Annotated in this window: 15 protein-coding genes; 13 read left to right on the top strand and 2 right to left on the bottom strand. The window is 74.9% G+C overall.

The genetic code is table 11. The annotated features are described in order from the left end of the window. The first annotated feature begins 412 nt into the window (after positions 1 to 412). The 5 genes from M0638_RS02460 (at position 413) to M0638_RS02440 (ending at position 5,875) form a co-directional block, all read left to right on the top strand. Positions 413 to 1,444 carry a polysaccharide pyruvyl transferase family protein gene (locus tag M0638_RS02460; protein WP_248665363.1) on the top strand — a complete coding sequence of 344 codons (1,032 nt, stop codon included), beginning with the start codon at positions 413 to 415 and terminating at the stop codon, positions 1,442 to 1,444. A 336-nt stretch (positions 1,445 to 1,780) separates the two neighbouring features. After that, entirely contained in the window at positions 1,781 to 2,311 is a 531-nt protein-coding gene (locus M0638_RS02455) for a DUF983 domain-containing protein (RefSeq protein WP_248665362.1), read from the top strand. A gap of 11 nt (positions 2,312 to 2,322) precedes the next feature. Continuing rightward, positions 2,323 to 2,823 carry a UPF0262 family protein gene (locus M0638_RS02450; RefSeq protein WP_248665368.1) on the top strand — a complete coding sequence of 167 codons (501 nt, stop codon included), beginning with the start codon at positions 2,323 to 2,325 and terminating at the stop codon, positions 2,821 to 2,823. Between the two features lie 207 nt (positions 2,824 to 3,030). Then, the gene (gene mtnA / locus M0638_RS02445) at positions 3,031 to 4,125 is read left to right on the top strand and encodes an S-methyl-5-thioribose-1-phosphate isomerase (protein ID WP_248665361.1); all 1,095 of its coding nucleotides are present in this window, start codon (positions 3,031 to 3,033) and stop codon (positions 4,123 to 4,125) included. Positions 4,126 to 4,564: 439 nt separating this feature from the next. Continuing rightward, entirely contained in the window at positions 4,565 to 5,875 is a 1,311-nt protein-coding gene (locus tag M0638_RS02440; protein ID WP_248665360.1) for an OprO/OprP family phosphate-selective porin, read from the top strand. A gap of 108 nt (positions 5,876 to 5,983) precedes the next feature. On the opposite strand, the gene M0638_RS02435 is transcribed toward M0638_RS02440, so the two are convergent. Continuing rightward, on the bottom strand, positions 5,984 to 6,196 hold the full coding sequence (locus tag M0638_RS02435) for a hypothetical protein (protein ID WP_248665359.1): 213 nt from the start codon (positions 6,194 to 6,196) through the stop codon (positions 5,984 to 5,986). Between the two features lie 181 nt (positions 6,197 to 6,377). Here M0638_RS02435 and M0638_RS02430 point away from each other — a divergent pair, with 181 nt between their 5' ends. Together M0638_RS02430 and M0638_RS02425 are read left to right on the top strand one after the other, a co-directional pair. After that, positions 6,378 to 6,647: a DUF2442 domain-containing protein gene (locus M0638_RS02430; protein ID WP_248665358.1), complete on the top strand. Its 270-nt coding sequence runs from the start codon at positions 6,378 to 6,380 to the stop codon at positions 6,645 to 6,647. 151 nt (positions 6,648 to 6,798) lie between these two features. Then, a complete protein-coding gene (locus M0638_RS02425; protein WP_248665357.1) occupies positions 6,799 to 7,002 on the top strand; it encodes a hypothetical protein in 204 nt (67 codons plus the stop codon). 255 nt (positions 7,003 to 7,257) lie between these two features. On the opposite strand, the gene M0638_RS02420 is transcribed toward M0638_RS02425, so the two are convergent. Continuing rightward, positions 7,258 to 8,019, bottom strand: coding sequence for an HpcH/HpaI aldolase family protein (locus M0638_RS02420; RefSeq protein WP_248665356.1), 762 nt, complete (start codon positions 8,017 to 8,019; stop codon positions 7,258 to 7,260). Between the two features lie 180 nt (positions 8,020 to 8,199). On the opposite strand from M0638_RS02420, the gene hrpB reads away from it, so the two are divergent. The 6 genes from hrpB (at position 8,200) to M0638_RS02390 (ending at position 16,853) form a co-directional block, all read left to right on the top strand. Beyond that, positions 8,200 to 10,749 (top strand): ATP-dependent helicase HrpB, encoded by a 2,550-nt coding sequence (gene hrpB, locus M0638_RS02415; RefSeq protein ID WP_248665355.1) that lies wholly within the window; start codon positions 8,200 to 8,202, stop codon positions 10,747 to 10,749. A gap of 302 nt (positions 10,750 to 11,051) precedes the next feature. Next, positions 11,052 to 11,801, top strand: coding sequence for an aquaporin Z (gene aqpZ / locus M0638_RS02410; protein WP_248665354.1), 750 nt, complete (start codon positions 11,052 to 11,054; stop codon positions 11,799 to 11,801). Positions 11,802 to 11,999: 198 nt separating this feature from the next. Further along, the gene (locus M0638_RS02405; RefSeq protein ID WP_248665353.1) at positions 12,000 to 12,956 is read left to right on the top strand and encodes a LysR substrate-binding domain-containing protein; all 957 of its coding nucleotides are present in this window, start codon (positions 12,000 to 12,002) and stop codon (positions 12,954 to 12,956) included. Between the two features lie 136 nt (positions 12,957 to 13,092). Beyond that, on the top strand, positions 13,093 to 14,349 hold the full coding sequence (locus M0638_RS02400; protein ID WP_248665352.1) for a trypsin-like peptidase domain-containing protein: 1,257 nt from the start codon (positions 13,093 to 13,095) through the stop codon (positions 14,347 to 14,349). Positions 14,350 to 14,613: 264 nt separating this feature from the next. After that, positions 14,614 to 15,294 (top strand): winged helix-turn-helix domain-containing protein, encoded by a 681-nt coding sequence (locus M0638_RS02395; protein WP_248665351.1) that lies wholly within the window; start codon positions 14,614 to 14,616, stop codon positions 15,292 to 15,294. Next, a complete protein-coding gene (locus M0638_RS02390; RefSeq protein ID WP_345892978.1) occupies positions 15,291 to 16,853 on the top strand; it encodes a sensor histidine kinase in 1,563 nt (520 codons plus the stop codon). Before M0638_RS02395 ends, M0638_RS02390 begins: the two co-directional genes overlap by 4 nt. The last annotated feature ends 284 nt before the right edge of the window (positions 16,854 to 17,137 follow it).

Below are 17,137 nucleotides of genomic sequence, written 5' to 3'. Positions count from 1 at the left end.
CCCCCCGCCCGGCCGGCCCCCCCCCCCGCCCCCCCCCACGACAGGGCTTCCCCGGAGCGGGCCGCCGTCGCGAGACGGTGGCCCGTTTCGCGTTCCGGGCCCATCGCGGTCGGCGGCATCCCCGCCATGCGGGCCGGCATCCGGCCCTGGCACGGCGGATGGCGCACGCAGGTTTGCTACTTATGGTTGCATTACAGGCCGATATCCTGCCTGATTTGAGACGTTATCGATTTTTATACCATGGCCGACACTATCATCGGTTGTGGCGCATTGGCCCTCGGTGCAACCCGTCGGAACGACTTCACGGCGGCTCCCACCCCGGTCCCCCTCTGCGGCACCGACAGCCGCTCGCCTCGCATCGCCGCCCCTGCGGCGGGCGGGGTCGGGCCCCGGCAGAGGTGAGACAGGCAAAATGCAACTGGTCCACTACCGACCGACCCAGCCGAATTTCGGCGACGACCTCAATGCCCTGCTCTGGCCGAGCGCGGCCCCTGCCCTGTTCGAAGCATCGGACGACGCGGCGGACCGCAGCGGCTTCCTCGGGATCGGCACCATCATCGGGATGCCGACACCGGGCTGCGACTTCCTGCACGTCTTCTCCAGCGGTGCCGGCTACGATCCCGTCGCGGGCTGGGACATGCCCCGGCGCATCTGGTGCGTCCGCGGCCCGCTGACGGCCGAGCTGCTCGACTGCCCGCGCGACCTCGCGCTGTCCGACGGCGCGATCCTGACGCCGCGCGTGCTCGACATCCCGCGGGTCGCCGGGGCGGGCCGGATCGGCGTGATGCCGCACTGGGAGTCGCTCGGCTATCCGGGCTGGCGGGAAGCCTGCGCGATGGCCGGCTACTCGCTGATCAGCCCCTGCGCCGACCCGGCCTCGGTGATCGGGCGGCTGCGTGGCGTGGAGCTGCTGCTCACCGAATCCCTGCACGGCGCCATCCTGGCCGACACCTACGGCATCCCCTGGGTGCCGATCACCAGCTCGGGCAATTTCTCCCTGTTCAAGTGGACCGACTGGTGCCTTTCGGTCGAGGTCGCGGCGAGCGTCACGGCCGTGCCGCCACCCTCCGCCCGCGCCCTGCTGCGCTTCGGCAAGCCGGGCCTGCCATGGGGCGGCACCCGCGCCCTGGACCGCGAGGCGGCGATGGCGGATCTGCGCGGGAAGGTGCCGGCCGCGGCACCCGACGGGAACGGCCGGGAAGAGGCGGGCGGGCGCTCGCCGAAGGCGGCCCTCAAGGCACTGGCCAAGGATCTTCTGCACCGCCATGCCGTCCTGCAACGGCTGCTGGGCCTCGATCCCGCCCGCACCGCCGAGGCGCTGGTCGCGGCGGCGCGGCAGCCCGGCCACCTCAGCAGCCCCGCCCTGCGGGCGGAATTGCAGGATCGCATGCTGGATCGGCTGGAGGAGCTTTCCCGCGTCGCGGCGGTCCTGCAGGCCGCCTGACGGCGGACGGAGGGGAGCGGCACCCGGGCGCCCGCCGCCGCGCCGGGCGGGCCTCCCGGGCGAAGCGCCGGAACCAAGCGCGGCGGAGGACACGGAACGGTGAGGCTGCCCCCCGGCGCCTCCCGCCGACCGGGGCGCGCCGGAGTCCCGCGCTCCGCATCGGGCATGGCAGGCTCGACGGGGACGGGGTTGAGGAGCGGGTGGTGCCCCGCCATCTCCGTCATGGGCAGCGGACCGGTCGCTTCGACCCCGGCCCCGCCCCGGCCCCGACGCGTTCGGCTCTTGATCGCCGCCGCGCGCTGGCTCAGTTTCGCCCCTCATCGAGGAAGCACCGCTATGCGTTGGGAGCCGGCCCGGGCCACCGCCGCCACGCCTTACGAGCAACTGCCGCTGCTGACCGCGCTCGGGCGCGGCGCCACCAATCACTGCCCCGCCTGCGGCGTCGGCCGCGTCTTCGACGGCTATCTCAAGGTGGTGCCGGAATGCGCCGAATGCGGCGCGCCGCTCGGCGCGCTGCGCGCGGACGACGCGCCTCCCTACTTCACCATCTTCCTCGTCGGCCACCTGCTGGTGCCGATCGTGTTCTGGGTCGAGACGCGCTGGCACCCGCCGATGTGGCTGCACATGGCGCTGTGGCTGCCGCTCTTCGCGATCGCCTGCACGCTGATCCTGCGGCCCGTCAAGGGCGCCGTGGTGGGCTGGATGCTGCGCCTCGGCTTCGCCGGCCAGGAGCATCACGGCGGCGGGCTCGAGAACGTGCCGCCACGCCCGGCCCAGCCGCCCTCCGGGCCGGCGGCCCCCGGTCCGGAGGGCGCCGCGCGCGGCCCCGCGCTCGCGGAGCGCGACCCGGCGGCGCCGACATGGTGAACGGCGCCGCGATGACCGGCCCCGGCGATGCCCAGGAGGCGCCGGAGCCGGGCTACCTGATCCGGATCGAGCTCGGCAACGATGCGCCGCCGCTCTCCCCCTATGCGGAGGCCGACCGGCAGCAGGCGGTGACCGACCTGCTGGCCGGCAACCGCTTCGTGCCGCGCGACCTGCCGCCCGGTCCCTACGTGCTGCACCTGTGCATCCGGGACGGCCGGCTGGCCTTCGAGGTGCACGACACGAACGACGCGATGCTGCGCGCCATCATCCTGGCCCTCGGCCCGTTCCGCCGGCTGATCAAGGACTACCACATGGTGGTCGAGAGCCATGAGCAGGCGGTGTCGGAGGGGGCGCAGGAGGCGCGAATCCAGGCGATCGACATGGGCCGGCGCGGGCTGCACAACGAGGGCGCCGAACTGCTGATCCAGCGCCTGGAAGGCCGCATCGAGGTGGATTTCGAGACGGCGCGCCGCCTGTTCACCCTGGTCTGCGCACTGCACCAGCGCATCTGAGCGCCCGGCCGCCGGCCCTCGCGCCGCCGCCTCGCCACCTGTCATGCCGTCTTCACGGGTGCCGGGCCCCTTCCCGGTCCATGTCGGTGCGGGACGCGGCCGCGCCGGACCGCGTTTCCCGGCCCGGTCACCCGCCGCGCCGCCCGCCCCGTCCAATCGTCCGCACCCAATCGTCCCACTGGCCAGCCTTCCGGGAATTCCGCACGCATGAAGATCGAGGGTAAGCACTACCGCAGCGTCTGGGTGGACGAGGATGGCTGGTCCGTCCGCATCTTCGACCAGACCCGGCTGCCCTGGGCGCTGGAGATCCTGCGCCTGACCGACGAGGAGCAGGTGGCGCACGCGATCCGGTCCATGCAGGTGCGCGGCGCGCCGCTGATCGGTGCCGTCGCCGCCTACGGCGTGGCGCTGGCGCTGCGCGAGGACGCCTCGACCGAACGGCTGGAGACGGTCTGCGCCATGCTGGCGGAGACCCGCCCGACCGCGATCAACTTGCGCTGGGCGATCGAGCGGATGCTGGCGGCGCTGCGCAACCAGCCGCCGGCGCGGCGCGTCGCGGCCGCCTATGCCGAGGCGAAGGCCATCGCCGACGACGATGCCGAGACCTGCCGGCGCATCGGCGAGCACGGGCTGCCGCTGATCGAGCAGGCGGCCGCGCGCAAAGCGGCCGGCGAGGTGGTGAACGTCCTGACCCACTGCAACGCCGGCTGGCTGGCGACGGTGGACTACGGCACCGCCCTCTCGCCCATCTACCAGGCGCACGACGCGGGAATTCCGGTGCATGTCTGGGTGGACGAGACGCGGCCGCGCAACCAGGGCGCGGCGCTGACCGCGTTCGAGCTGGGCCGGCACGGCGTGCCGCACACGGTGGTGGCCGACAATGCCGGCGGCCACCTGATGCAGCACGGGCAGGTGGATCTGGTGATCGTCGGCACCGACCGGGTGACGCGCACCGGCGACGTGGCGAACAAGATCGGCACCTACCTCAAGGCGCTGGCGGCGAGGGACAACGGCGTGCCGTTCTGGGTGGCGATGCCGCACTCGACGCTCGACATGCGCGTGCGCGACGGCATCGCCGAGATCCCGATCGAGGAGCGGGCCGGCGAGGAGGTGACGGAGCTGACGGGCCGCAACGAGGCGGGCGAGATCGTGCGCGTGCGCGTCGCCGCCGAGGGCAGCCCGGCCGCCAACCCGGCCTTCGACGTGACGCCGGCGCGCCTGGTGACCGGGCTGATCACGGAGCGCGGCCGCTGCGACGCCTCCGAGGCGGGGCTGCTCTCGCTCTATCCCGAGAAGGGCTGACAAAGCCGGGCGCCCCGGAAATCCGCGCCGCGCGTCGCTCCTCGGCGATCGGGATTGTTCGCCTGGCTGACGCCCAGGCGCAGATTCTGGCGGCGGAAGGGCCTACCGGCCGGCGCGAAACCCGGCTTGTGCCGACGGGCATCGCGCGCGGGACCGGTGGGGCGGCCGCGCGGCGACGGCGACCCGCAGTCCGGTTGGGACTGCGGTTCGCCGTCGCTCGTTGTTCTCCGCGCGGATTCACGCCGCCGGGCGTGTCCACCCGCCGGCGATCCGCTCGAGCCGACGGGCCATGCGGGTCCGCGCGAGCGCGGACCCGCGTCGAGCGGCCGCCGCTTCAATCCCGTGCGAGACGGGCGGCGCTCACCACCCTGTCATGCCGGCGCCGCCTCGGCGCGGCGCCGGCGCCATAACCTGACGGCCGGCCATTCGAGGATTCCGCATGCCGCGCCGCCGCGTCACCTTGTTCGCCGCCCTGCTCGCCGCCCCGCTTCCCGCCATGGCCCAATCGGCCGCTCAATCCGACGCCCGGCCCGACAGCCAGCCCGCGACCCGGCCCGCCGCCGCGACGTCCGCCACCGCCACCGCCGCCACCGATGGCTGGTCCTGGCGCAACGACCGCCCGGTGCTCTCGATCGGCAATGGCGGCTTCACCCTCTCCCCGCTGGTGCGCTTCGACGTGGACGGCGCGCTGTTCGTCGATCAGGACCGCGGCGGCCGCGCCGCCGGCTTCGAGGACGCCGCCAACCTGCGGCGCGGCCGGCTCGGCGTGCGCGGCACCGTCCTCGACGCGTTCGAGTACAACTTCACCTGGGACCTCGGCGGCAACCCCGCCACCAGCAACGCGCTCTTCGAGGCCTCGCTCGGCTGGACCGGCCTGGGCTGGGGCACCATCCGGGCCGGCGCCTTCACCCTGCAGCACCTGCCCGAATATGCCGGCAGCTCCTTCGACCTGCCGTTCCTGGAGCGCGCCTCCGTCACCGCCATCACCGCCAGCCTGGCCTCGGGCGTCACGCGCCTGGCGCTCGGGCTGGAGGCGCGCGGCGACCGCTGGAACGCCAGCGGCTACGTGACGGGCCAGGTGCTCTCGACTCGCAGCGACGACCGCGCCCGCGGCCTGGTCGGCCGCGCCGTGGCGCTGCTGCCGGAGCTCGGCCCCGTGCGCCTGCAGATCGGCCTCGACGGCACCGCGCAATTCGCGCCCGGCACCAGCCCCGGCCCCGACACGCTGCGCCTGCGCGACTACCCCGAGCTGCGCGGGGCGAACAGCAACCGCTTCCTCGACACGGGCGGCATGCGCACCGACACGGCGTGGGCGATCGGGCCCGAACTGGCCGGGCGGATCGGGCCCGTCTACGTCGAGGCGCTCTACCAGCATATCGGCGTGGAGCTGACGGGCGGCGGCAGCCGCGGCTTCGACGGCGGCTACGTCACCGCCGTCGTGCCGCTGGTGGGGCCGCCGCGCGAACGAAACCGCAGCACCGGCACCTGGGCACGGCCGAAGACCCGCGGCTGGATCGACCCGGCGAACGGGAACTGGGGCGCGCTGGAACTTGCCGGCCGCTACAGCGTGGTCGACCTGCGCGACGGCCCGACGCGGGGCGGGCGGCAGCGCATCTGGACGGGCGGGCTGACCTGGCACCTCTCGCCCAACCTGCGCCTGCAGGCACAGTACGAGAACGGCAGCATCGCGCTGGACGGTCCGGATCGTTCCTTCCAGGCCGTCGGGTTGCGCGCCAGCTTCAACCTGTAGCGCGGGCGCCGCCCGGCGAGGGCGCCATCGGCCGGCGCCACGGCGGGCGGATGCGCCCCGGCAGGTGGAGCCGGGGGACGATCCGGGCCGGTACGGTGACGGGCCGGCTCAGCCGGCGGCGTCGAGAGGCTGGCCGGCGCGCTGGCGCGGCTCCAGCAGCATCAGGCCGAGGCCGAGCATGCCGCCCGACAGCGCCGCGGGCCAGGCGACGGCGGCGGGGCGCAGCCCGGTGGGGCCGAGGCCGTCGCCGATCAGCACGAAGACCAGCGCGGCGATGGCCGTGGAAGCGAGCACGATGAGGCTGAGGGCGAGCCTGGGCATAGGAGAATCCCCTTTCCGGTGACCGGGAAGCTAGGGGCCGGTCCTGGCCGTTCCTGGCCCGTTTCGCGGCAGGATCATGGCATCCGGACAGGCATGCGCGGCACGCCGGGCTGCCGGGCCGGTCCGTGAGGCGCGACGTTTTGTTCTTCCTTCGTTCATGCAATCCGGCTAGGCTCGGCGCATGCTCCAACGGATCACCGCAGTCCGGGTGGAGCCGGGACGCCGGCTCCGTGTCGCCTTCGCCGATGGCGCCGAGGGCGAGGTCGATCTCGCGCCGCTCGGGATGCGCGACATCGTCTACGTGGCGATCGGCGCGGCGCCGGAGGCGGTGCAGATCGGTCCGGGCGGCTCCAGCATCGAGTGGCGTGGAGCCGAGGGCGAGGCGATGGCCCTATCGGCCGATGCGCTGCGCCTCGAGATGGAACGGCGCGCGATCGTGCTTCCCGGATAGGGCACGCCCGGTCCGGGAGCCAGGGCACGGTCCGGCAGGTCGGATCCGATGGGGACGAGGGGAGGCGGGCACCGTGACGGTTGCCGGCGTTAACCGAAAGGCAACCGGATCATCCCAATAATGATACCGCTTCACCAAAAGCGGGCACATCATGAGCGCGATCCCGGAACGGCTGGAAATTGCGACCCTTCTCGCGGTGGCGGCATCGACGCGCACCATGGAGGGAGCGGAAGTCCAGGACACCCTGACGGCCAGCAGCGACGGCCTGCGCCCGGCACGGGGCATCGCGCTGGGCGTTTTCCTGAGCGCCGGCCTCTGGGTCGGCATCATCGCGGGGCTGCGGACGATCCTCTGATGCCGGTCCGCGCGAGGGCGTACCGCATGCTCCCGCGATCCCGCATGCGGCCACGCCGCACCGGCCCCGCACGCGATACCGGCCCGCACGGGTCCTGACAGGCACGGGCCGGTAGTCCCTGCCACCGGAGGAAGCCGCGTCCGGCGGCCCCGCATCGGCGCCCACGCATCCGGCGGCCGGATGCCCGATTCCCCGTCGCCGGGGAACGGCGAGCAGGGAACGGCGCGCGGCGCAGCTCGCCAGGCGCTCGGGCCGTCAGCCGCCCCGTGCCGCCGCGATCTGCGCGCGGGCCGCCGTCAGCATCAGGCCGCTGTCGTTCATGATGGTGCCGAAGGCGAAGCCCATCTCGTGCATGCGCTTCGTGTACTTGCCGGACATGGTGTGCAGCCCGGCGACCTGCCCGCGCTTCTTCGTCTCGTGCAGGATGCGGCCGTAGATCTCGAGGATCTGCGGCTCCTCGCGGTCCTGCAGCGGCGGCAGGCCGAGCGACAGGCCGAGGTCGGACGGGCCGACATACACGCCGTCGATCCCCGGCACGTCCAGGATGGCCTCCAGGTTGTCGAGCGCCTGGCGCGTCTCGATCATCGGGATCACCAGCACGTCGTCGTTGGCGGTCTGCCAGTAGGTGCCGGCCTCGCCGTAGATGCCGGCGCGGATCGGCCCGAAGGAGCGCGCGCCCTGGGGCGGGTAGCGGCAGTAGGAGACGAGCTGCTCGGCCTGCTCGCGCGTGTTGACCATCGGGCAGATCACGCCCATCGCGCCGGCATCCAGCACCTTGCCGACGATGCCCGGCTCGTTCCACGGCACGCGCACCATCGGCGTCACGCCGTGCGGCTGCATGCCCTGGAAGCAGGCGACGGCCGAGAGGTAGTCCTGCACGCCGTGCTGCATGTCCACGGTCAGGCTGTCGAAGCCGGCCTGGGCCATCACCTCGGCGGGGAAGGCGTGCGGGATGGCGAGCCAGCCGTTCACCGTCTTGCGGCCGGATTTCCACGCTTCCCTGAGCTTGTTCGCCATCGTTTCCTCGTTCCCCGTCCTCGTCCCATGGCGGGTATCGGCCCGCCCCTCGCGACGCGCGGACGCTAGGCCCGGTGTCACGGGCCCGTCAACGCGGGGCCCCGCCCCTCCCGCCACCCTTCCCTCCCCCGGCCGGCCCGGTTTCCGGCCCGGCCCGAACTGCCCTAGAACCCACGCCGCATGCTCCCCGACCTTCCCGTCACCGAGGCGCTGCCCGCGCTGCGCGACGCCCTGCGCGACTCCCCCAACGCCGTGCTGATCGCCCCCCCGGGCGCCGGCAAGACCACGCTGGTGCCGCTGGTGCTGCGCGAGGAACCCTGGGTATTCCCTGGGGCATCCCCTGGAGCATCCCCTGGGACATCCTCTGTAGCATCCCCTGGGGCGGCCGGCGGGAAGCTGCTGGTGCTGGAGCCGCGCCGCGTCGCCGCCCGTGCCGCCGCGCGCCGCATGGCCGAGCTGCTGGGCGAGCCCGTCGGCCAGACCATCGGCCTTTCCAGCCGGCTCGACCGCGCCGTCTCCGCCGCCACCCGCGTCGAGGTCGTCACCGAGGGGCTGCTGGTGCGCCGGCTGCAATCGGACCCCGGGCTGGAGGGCGTCGCGGCGGTGCTGTTCGACGAGGCGCACGAGCGCAACCTCGACACCGACCTCGCCCTCGCCCTCTGCCTCGACCTGCAATCGGCGCTGCGGCCGGAGCTGCGCCTGCTCGCCATGTCGGCGACGCTGGACGGCGGCGCCTTCGCCGCGCTGATGGGCGCGGGCCCGGAATCGCCCGGCACCCCCGCCCCGCGCATCGAGAGCCTCGGCCGCGCCTTCCCGGTGCGCGTCGAGCACCGGGCGCGGGAGCTGAAGGAGCCGCGCGAGCTGCCCGAGGCGATGGCCGCCACGATCCGCGAGGCGCTGCGCCGCGATCCCGGCGACGTGCTGGCCTTCCTGCCCGGCTGGGCCGAGATCCGCCGCACCGCCGAGCGCCTGGGTGGCATCGACGCGGAGGTGCTGCCGCTGCACGGCGAGCTCTCCCCCGCCGAGCAGGACCGCGCCCTGGCGCCGTCGGACCGGCGCAAGGTGGTGCTGGCCACCTCGATCGCCGAGACCTCGCTCACCGTGCCGGGCGTGCGCATCGTGGTGGATGGCGGCTTCCGTCGGGCGCCGCGGCTCGACCCGGCGACCGGGCTCGCGCGGCTGGTCACGCTGCGCATCTCCCGCGCGGCGGCGGAGCAGCGGGCCGGGCGCGCGGGGCGCACCGCGCCGGGCGTCGCCTACCGGCTCTGGACCGAGGCGCTGCAGCGCGGCCTGCCGCCGCAGGACCGGCCGGAGATCCTGGAGGCCGAGCTCGCCGGCCTCGCGCTCGACTGCGCCGCCTGGGGCGCCGAGCCGGCGGCGATGCGCTTCCTCGACGCGCCGCCGGCCGGCGCCCTCGCCGCCGCCCGCGCCCTGCTGCGCGACCTCGACGCGCTGAACGGCGAGGGACGCATCACCGAGGCCGGGCGGCGCATGGCGCGGCTCGGCACGCATCCGCGCCTCGCGCGCATGCTGCTGGCGGCGGACGGCCCCGGCGAGGGCGCGCTGGCCGCCGACCTCGCCGCGCTGCTGGAGGAGCGCGACCCGATCCGGGACCGGGAAGCGCCGAGCGACATCGCCCTGCGACTCGACCTGCTGGCCGGCGGGGATCACCCGAACGCCGACCGCGCCGCGCTGGCCCGCATCCGCCGCGCCGCCGCGCAGCACCGGCGCCGCCTGCGCCTGCCCGAGCGCGCCGTGGCGCTGGGCGATCCCGGCGCGCTGCTGGCGGCGGGCTTCCCGGACCGGATCGCCGCGCGCCGGGCCTGGGGCGGCGCCTTCCGCCTGGCCGGCGGCCTGGGGGCACGGCTGGCGGTGACGGACCCGCTGGCCAAGGCGCCGCTGCTCGCCGTGGCCGATCTCGACCTCGCCGGGGCGCGTGCCGGGCAGGTCGGCACCGAGGCGCGCATCCGCATGGCGGCGCCGCTGGACCGCGCCGTGCTGGAGCGGCGCTTCCCGGAACGCTTCGTGCGCGAGGAGGGCGCCGCCTTCGACGCCCGGGCCGGCGCGGTGCTGGCGCGCCGGGTGCTGCGCTTCGGCGCGCTGGTGCTGGAGGAGGAGGCGCTGCCCCCGGGCTCGCCGGGTGCCGATCCGGACGCGATGGCCGCCGCCCTCGCCACGGCGGCGGCCGAGCGTGGCCTGCGCGACCTGCGCTGGACCGATGCGGCGCGGCAATTCCAGGCGCGGGTGGGCTGGATGCGCCGAGTGGAGCCCGACGGGGACTGGCCGGATCTCTCCGACGCGGCGCTGGCCGCCACCGCCGGCGAATGGCTGGCGCCGCACCTGCACGGCCGCATGAAGCTGGCCGCCCTGGGCGAGCTGGAAGCCGCCGCGCTGCTGCGCGAACGCCTGGAATGGGGGCTGCGGCGCCGGCTGGACGAGGCGCTGCCGGCTCGGGCGGCGCTGGCCGGCGGGCGCGAGGCGGCGATCGACTACGCGCGCGAGGTGCCGACGCTGGAGGCGCGGGCGCAGTGGCTGTTCGGCGCGGCGGTGCCGCGCCTCGCAGGCGGGGCGGTGCCGCTGCAGGTGGCGCTGCTCTCGCCGGCCGGGCGGCCGATCGCCGTGACCGGCGACCTCGCCGCCTTCTGGCAGGGCGGCTGGCGCGAGGTGCGCAAGGAGATGCGCGGCCGCTACCCGAAGCACGACTGGCCGGAGGATCCGGGCGCGGCCTGACGGACCCGCTTCCCGGCGGCGGCCGCGTGCCGGGGCGGACACGGCAAGGCGCGGTCCCGCCGGGGCCGCGTGCCGCGCCGCCTCCTCTTGCGGCGCGGCTTCGCGCCTTCGGCGTGCGGCGCGGCGCGGCGCCTTCGGACGGCTTGTCCCGGCCGGGCCGGAGCGGACGGGCGGCGAGGCGGCAGGGACGGCCGGCCCGGCCGGGCGACGCGGCCGCATGCCGGCGCCGCGATAACTGGCCGCTGCGCAAATCGTTGAACAGGCGCTATCTATTCCCCGTCAAAACAACTGGGGAGAGGATCATGCCTCCTACCAACATGGCCAATCGCGCGGCAGCCGAGTTCCTCGGCACCTTCTGGCTGACCTTCGGCGGCTGCGGCAGCGCCGTGCTGGCCGCGGCCTTTCCGGCGCTCGGAATCGGCTTCACCGGCGTCGCCCTGGCGTTCGGCCTGACCGTGCTCACCATGGCCTACGCGGTCGGCCCGATCTCGGGCGGCCACTTCAACCCGGCCGTCACCCTCGGCCTCTGGGCAGGCGGGCGCATCCCTCCCAGCTACATCGTCCCCTACATCGTGGCGCAGGTGGCGGGCGCCATCGTCGCCGCCGCGGTGCTCTACCTGATCGCCTCGGGCAAGCCGGGCTTCGAGCTGGGCGGCTTCGCCTCCAACGGCTTCGGCGAACTCAGCCCGGGCAAGTACTCGCTGGTCGCCTGCGTGGTGATGGAGCTGGTGGCCACGGCCTTCTTCCTGCTCATCATCATGGGCTCCACCGCGCCGGGCGCGCCGGCCGGCTTCGCGCCGATCGCCATCGGCCTCGGCCTGACCCTGATCCACCTGATCTCGATCCCGGTCACCAACACCTCGGTCAACCCGGCCCGCTCCACCGGCCCGGCGCTGTTCGCGGGCGGTGCCTATATCGGCCAGCTCTGGATGTTCTGGGTGGTGCCGATCGCCGGCGGCATCATCGGCGGCTTCATCGCCCGCATGCTCGGGCAGGAGCCGGTCTCGACCGACAAGCCGCGCATCGCCAGCGCCGAGGACGCGGTTTCCTGAACCGCGCGGCCCGGCGCGCCATCGGGGCGCACCGGGCCCACCGGCCGGGCCGGGGGACGGGACCTCTCCCGGCCATCCAGGCGACGTGCCCCGTCCCCCGGGCACCATCCCCGGGGCACCCGCGGGCACCATCCGGAGGCCAAGGCCGCGGCGGCCGGCTCGACGCCGCCGCCGGCCACCGTCATCCTCGCGCCCACCATGGCGATCCAACCCGAGGAATCCGGCCTCCAGCGCCTCGACCTCAACCTCCTGCCGCTCTTCGCCGCGCTGATGCGCCACCGCAGCGTGACCCGCGCCGGGCAGAGCCTGTTCCTGTCCCAGCCCGCCACCTCGGCGGCGCTGGCGCGGCTGCGCCTCGCCTTCCGCGACGAGCTGTTCCTGCGCAACGGCCGCGTGCTGGAGCCCACCGCGCGGGCCGAGGCGCTGATGGCCGAGCTGGAGCCGGTGCTCGCCGCCATCAACCGCGCCGTGGCCGGCGCCACCCCCTTCGACCCCGCCACCGATGTCCGCCTGTTCCGCGTCGGCTGGAGCGACGACGTGGCCATCGCCGGCATGGGGCTGGTGGAGCGGGTGCGCCGGCGGGCCCCGGCCTGCCGGCTGGTGCTGCGCAACCTCGACTGGACCACGGCGCCCGCCATGCTCGAATCGGGCGAGGTCGGCACCGCCGTCGCCTATCTCGACAGCGACCTGCCGGCCAATGTGCGCCGGCGCGTCCTGCGGCGCGGCCCGTTCCGGGTGCTGCGGGACGCGGGCAGCCCCGGGCCGGTCGATCTCGATGCCTACTGCGCCCGGCCGCACGTGCTGGTCACCGCGCATGGCGACCTGCAGGGCTTCGCCGACGACAGGCTGGAGGCGCTCGGGCGCAGCCGCCGCGTCGTGGTGGGCGTGCCCTCCTTCGGCCTGCTCGACCGCGTGGTGCGCGGCACCGACCTGCTCTGCACCACCTCGGAGATGCTCACCGGCGTGCTGACCGCCGACGGCGCGCTGGCGGCCGACCCGCTGCCCTTCGCGACGCCCGAATCCACCATCCACATGGCCTGGCGCAGCGCGCTGGAGCACGACCCGGCCGAGGCGTGGCTGCGCCGGCAGATCGTCGAGGTGATGGCCGGACGGCACGCCGACGGCGCCGGCGACGCGCCCGCGCCCGCCGCCTGAGCGGCGCGCGGGCAGCCGCCCCTGGCGCCCCCCGTGCCGAAGGCGGCGGGGGGCGGGAACAACGCGTGCCGTCGGGGCTTGTTGCCGTTGCGGGCAAGCCCCGATATTGGCTCCGCCGAACGAGGATGAGCGCCCGATGCCGCCTGACTTCCCCCCCCGTCGGCCCGGCGAGTGCCTGCCGGAAGCGCCGGCGGCCTCCCCGCCCCGGCGGACCGGCGAGTGCCCGCCGGACCGGATGCCGGGCCGAGCGACCGGCTGGGCAACCGACCGTGCGATAAGCCGGGCAACCGGCCGGCCAACCGGCCGGCCCCTGGGTCGCCGCCTGTTCGGCACCGGCGCGGCCGGGCTGGCCCTGGCGGCGCCGTTCGGCCTGCTCGCCTGCGCGCCCGCCGCGGCGCAGCGCGGCGCCATCCCCGACTTCGCCGACCTGTCGGAGCGCGTGCTGCCGGCCGTGGTGAACATCGCCGTCACCTCGGAGCAGGTGGCGCAACTGCCGCCGGAGCTGCGCGGCACGCCCTTCGAGCAGTACTTCCGCAACCGCTTCCGCAACCGGCCGCAGCAGGTTCAGGGCGCGGGCTCGGGCTTCGTGATCGACCCGGCGGGCTTCATCGTCACCAACAACCACGTGGTCGGCAACGCCAGCCGCGTCGTCGTCTCGCTGCAGAACGGCACCGAGTACCCGGCGACGGTGGTGGGCTCGGACGACCTGACCGACCTCGCCCTGCTCAGGATCGAGCCGCGCGGGCCGCTCACCGCGGTCGCCTGGGGCTCCTCCTCGGCGCTGCGCATCGGGCAGTGGGTGCTGGCGGCGGGCAACCCGTTCGGCCTCGGCGGCACCGTCACCTCGGGCATCGTCTCGGCGCGCGGGCGCGAGATCGGCGCGGGGCCGTTCGACGACTTCATCCAGACCGACGCCGCGATCAACCCCGGCAATTCCGGCGGCCCGCTGTTCAACATGGCCGGCGAGGTGGTGGGCATCTCGACCGCCATCTACTCGCCCTCCGGCGCCTCGGCCGGCATCGGCTTCGCCACCCCCTCCGACCTCGCGCGCGGGGTGATCGACCAGCTCAAGCGCGACCGGCGGGTGGAGCGCGGCTGGCTCGGCGTCTCGGTGCAGGACCTCGCGCCGGAGCCGGGCTCGGGCGGGCAGCGTGGGGTGCTGATCGCCGGGGTGGAGCGCAACGGCCCCGCCGCGCGTTCCGGGCTGCGCAAGGACGACGTGGTGGTGGCGGTGAACGGCGCCGCCGTCGAGACCTCGCGTGCCCTGGTGCGCAACGTCGCGGCGGTGCCGCCGGGCCAGACGGTGCGGCTCGGCGTGCTGCGCGAGGGACGGGTGCAGGACGTGACGGTCACGGTCGGCCGCCGCCCGGTGCCCGGCCAGCCGGCGAATTGAGGCCGGCCGGCGGACGCCCCTGCTGCCGCGGGCCGGCATCGTGCGGCAGGATGCGGCAGGGTGGCGTGCCGGCGGAGGGGCCCGCGGGACGGCCCGGTGCCGGCGCGCGGGCCGGGGCGGGCGGCGATGAGAGATGGCCCCAGAACCGTTCCGGCCTGACCGTATCGGGCCGGATCGGTTCCAGCCTTTGATCGGGCGCATTTTCCGGGGCGCCGGGCGAGCACGCCCGGCCTGGAAATGCTCCAAGGGCGGAGAGTGTCGAGGATGCGTATTCTGCTGGTGGAAGACGACGCCGAGGTCGCCCGTTTCGTCAGGAAGGGGCTGCAGGAGGCCGGGCACCTCGTGGAGCATGCCGCGAACGGCCGCGACGGGCTGTTCCTGGCCGCCTCCGAGACCTTCGACCTGCTGATGCTCGACCGGATGCTGCCGGGCGGCGTGGACGGGGTGCGCCTCGTCGAGACGCTGCGCGGCCAGGGCAACCGCACGCCGGTGCTGTTCCTCTCGGCGCTCTCGGGCGTGGACGAGCGGGTCAAGGGCCTCAAGGCGGGCGGCGACGACTACCTGGTCAAGCCCTTCGCCTTCGCCGAGCTGCTGGCGCGCGTCGAGGCGCTGGGCCGCCGCCCGGCGGTGGACGTGCCCTCGACGCGGCTCAAGGTGGCCGACCTGGAGCTCGACCTGCTCTCGCGCACCGTGACGCGGGCGGGGCGGCGGATCGAGGTGCAGCCGCGCGAGTTCCGGCTGCTGGAGCACCTGATGCGCCATGCCGGGCAGGTGGTCACGCGCACCATGCTGCTGGAGAAGGTCTGGGACTACCACTTCGACCCGCAGACCAACGTGATCGACGTGCACGTCTCCCGCCTGCGCCAGAAGCTGGACAAGGGCTTCGACAAGCCGCTGATCCACACCGTGCGCAACGCGGGCTACATGATCCGGGCCGAGGCTTGAGCGTCCGCGGCGGCGCCATCGCCGAGGGCTCCCGCTGGCTGCGCCGGCAGGGGCGGCCGGGCGTCGCGCAGGGCGATGCCCATGCGGCCGACCAGGGGATCGGCCAGGGGATCGGGAGTCCACCGCTCCCGACGGGAACGGGAACGGCACCGGCCATGCCACTGCCGACCGCCCTGCGCGCGATGAAGCCGCCGCGCCTGATGCGCAGCGCCGGCTTCCGCTTCGCGCTGCTCTTCGCCGCGCTGTTCGCGGGCTCGGCCGTGGCGCTCGCCGCCATGCTGTGGTGGGGCACGGCGGGCGCGCTGAACCGGCAGACCGATGCCGCCGTGCGCGCCGACGTGCTGGCGCTGACCGAGCGCTGGCGCGAGACCGGGCCGACCGGGCTGGCGGAGTCGATCGACGAGCGGCTCGCGGGGGACGTCGAGAACGAGACCATCTACCTGCTGGTCGATCCCGAGGGGCGCAAGCTCGCCGGCAACCTCGACCGCTGGCCGGGCAACCTGCCGGCGAGCGAGCAGTGGTCGCAGCGCGAGATCGACCGCGAGGGGCTGCGCGCCGAGGCGAGGCTGCGGGTGGAGAACCTGCCCGGCGGCTACCGCCTGCTGGTGGGCCGCGACGTCGAGGAGCGCGAGCGGCTGCGCGAGCTGCTGCTGGAGGCGCTGATCTGGTCGGCGGGCGCGGTGCTGGCCTTCGCGCTGCTCGGCGCCTGGCTGGTGCGCCGCGCGCTGGAGAAGCGGCTGCTGCCGACCTACGCCACCGCCGCGGCGATCGCGGGCGGCGACCTCGGCAGCCGCGTGCCGCTCTCCGGCCGCGGCGACGAGTTCGACCGGCTGGCCAGCACGATGAACGCCATGCTCGACCGCATCGCGCGGCTGATGGACGGGGTGCGCGGCGTCTCCGACGCCATCGCGCACGACCTGCGCACGCCGATCGCCCGCGCGCGCGGGCGGCTGGAGGAGGCGCTCATCACCGCCTCGCACGAGGAGGACCTGCGCGGCGCGGTGGAGCGCGGCATCGCCGACCTCGACGGCGTGACGCGGGTGTTCCAGGCGCTGCTGCGCATCGCCGAGGCCGAGGCGGGCTCGCGCCGCGCCGCCTTCGCGCCGGTGGACCTCTCGCCGCTGCTGGCCGACGCCGCCGAGTACTACGCCGCCGAGGCCGAGGCGCGCGGCCAGCAATTGCAGACCGACCTGCCGCCCGAGCTGACCCTGGACGGCGACCGCGACCTGCTGATCCAGGCCGTGGCCAACCTGCTCGACAACGCGGTGAAGTTCACGCCGCCGGGCGGGACGGTGCGGCTGGAGGCGGCGACCGGTGGCGGCGTGCTGCGCGTCGCGGTGACCGACGAGGGGCCGGGCATCGCCGCCGCCGACCGGCTGCGCGCGGGCGAGCGCTTCTTCCGGGCGGACGCGGCGCGCACCACGCCGGGCTCGGGGCTCGGGCTGAGCCTCGTGCAGGCGGTGGCGCACCTGCACGGCGGGACGCTGGAGCTGCTGGACGCGCGCGAGGACGGGGAGCGGCGCGGGCTGCGCGCAGTGCTGGTGCTGCCGCGGGGGTAGCGCGGCCCGTCTAGAGCCGATCCAGCCTGACTGTATCAGGCCGGAACGGCTCCAGCCTTTGATCCGGCGCATTTTCCGAGCCGCTAAGCGAGGACGCTCAGCTTGAAAATGCTCTAAACGCCCTGCCTTCCCCGGACCCCAGCCGCCAGGGAGGGCCCTGCCCTCCCGGAACCCAGCCGCCAGGGTCGAACGCCTGCATCCGGCCAGCTTCCCGGACCGCCGCCGGCGCCCGGCCTCGCGAGTCGGGCCGCCGCGGCCGGAAGCCACGGAAAGCTCCGGGGGCT

Source organism: Roseomonas acroporae, from assembly GCF_023223525.1.
Lineage (GTDB): Bacteria > Pseudomonadota > Alphaproteobacteria > Acetobacterales > Acetobacteraceae > Roseomonas_E > Roseomonas_E acroporae.
This window is presented reverse-complemented; position numbering and strand designations above follow the sequence as displayed.

Bases quoted from the DNA above. Each gene is read 5' to 3' on its own strand.
- mtnA (WP_248665361.1), top strand. From the start codon at position 3,031: ATGAAGATCGAGGGTAAGCACTACCGCAGCGTCTGGGTGGACGAGGAT.
- M0638_RS02400 (WP_248665352.1), top strand. From the start codon at position 13,093: ATGCCGCCTGACTTCCCCCCCCGTCGGCCCGGCGAGTGCCTGCCGGAA.
- M0638_RS02435 (WP_248665359.1), bottom strand. From the start codon at position 6,196: ATGCCCAGGCTCGCCCTCAGCCTCATCGTGCTCGCTTCCACGGCCATC.
- hrpB (WP_248665355.1), top strand. From the start codon at position 8,200: ATGCTCCCCGACCTTCCCGTCACCGAGGCGCTGCCCGCGCTGCGCGAC.
- M0638_RS02420 (WP_248665356.1), bottom strand. From the start codon at position 8,019: ATGGCGAACAAGCTCAGGGAAGCGTGGAAATCCGGCCGCAAGACGGTG.
- aqpZ (WP_248665354.1), top strand. From the start codon at position 11,052: ATGCCTCCTACCAACATGGCCAATCGCGCGGCAGCCGAGTTCCTCGGC.
- M0638_RS02455 (WP_248665362.1), top strand. From the start codon at position 1,781: ATGCGTTGGGAGCCGGCCCGGGCCACCGCCGCCACGCCTTACGAGCAA.
- M0638_RS02460 (WP_248665363.1), top strand. From the start codon at position 413: ATGCAACTGGTCCACTACCGACCGACCCAGCCGAATTTCGGCGACGAC.
- M0638_RS02405 (WP_248665353.1), top strand. From the start codon at position 12,000: ATGGCGATCCAACCCGAGGAATCCGGCCTCCAGCGCCTCGACCTCAAC.
- M0638_RS02450 (WP_248665368.1), top strand. From the start codon at position 2,323: ATGACCGGCCCCGGCGATGCCCAGGAGGCGCCGGAGCCGGGCTACCTG.
- M0638_RS02425 (WP_248665357.1), top strand. From the start codon at position 6,799: ATGAGCGCGATCCCGGAACGGCTGGAAATTGCGACCCTTCTCGCGGTG.
- M0638_RS02395 (WP_248665351.1), top strand. From the start codon at position 14,614: ATGCGTATTCTGCTGGTGGAAGACGACGCCGAGGTCGCCCGTTTCGTC.
- M0638_RS02430 (WP_248665358.1), top strand. From the start codon at position 6,378: ATGCTCCAACGGATCACCGCAGTCCGGGTGGAGCCGGGACGCCGGCTC.
- M0638_RS02440 (WP_248665360.1), top strand. From the start codon at position 4,565: ATGCCGCGCCGCCGCGTCACCTTGTTCGCCGCCCTGCTCGCCGCCCCG.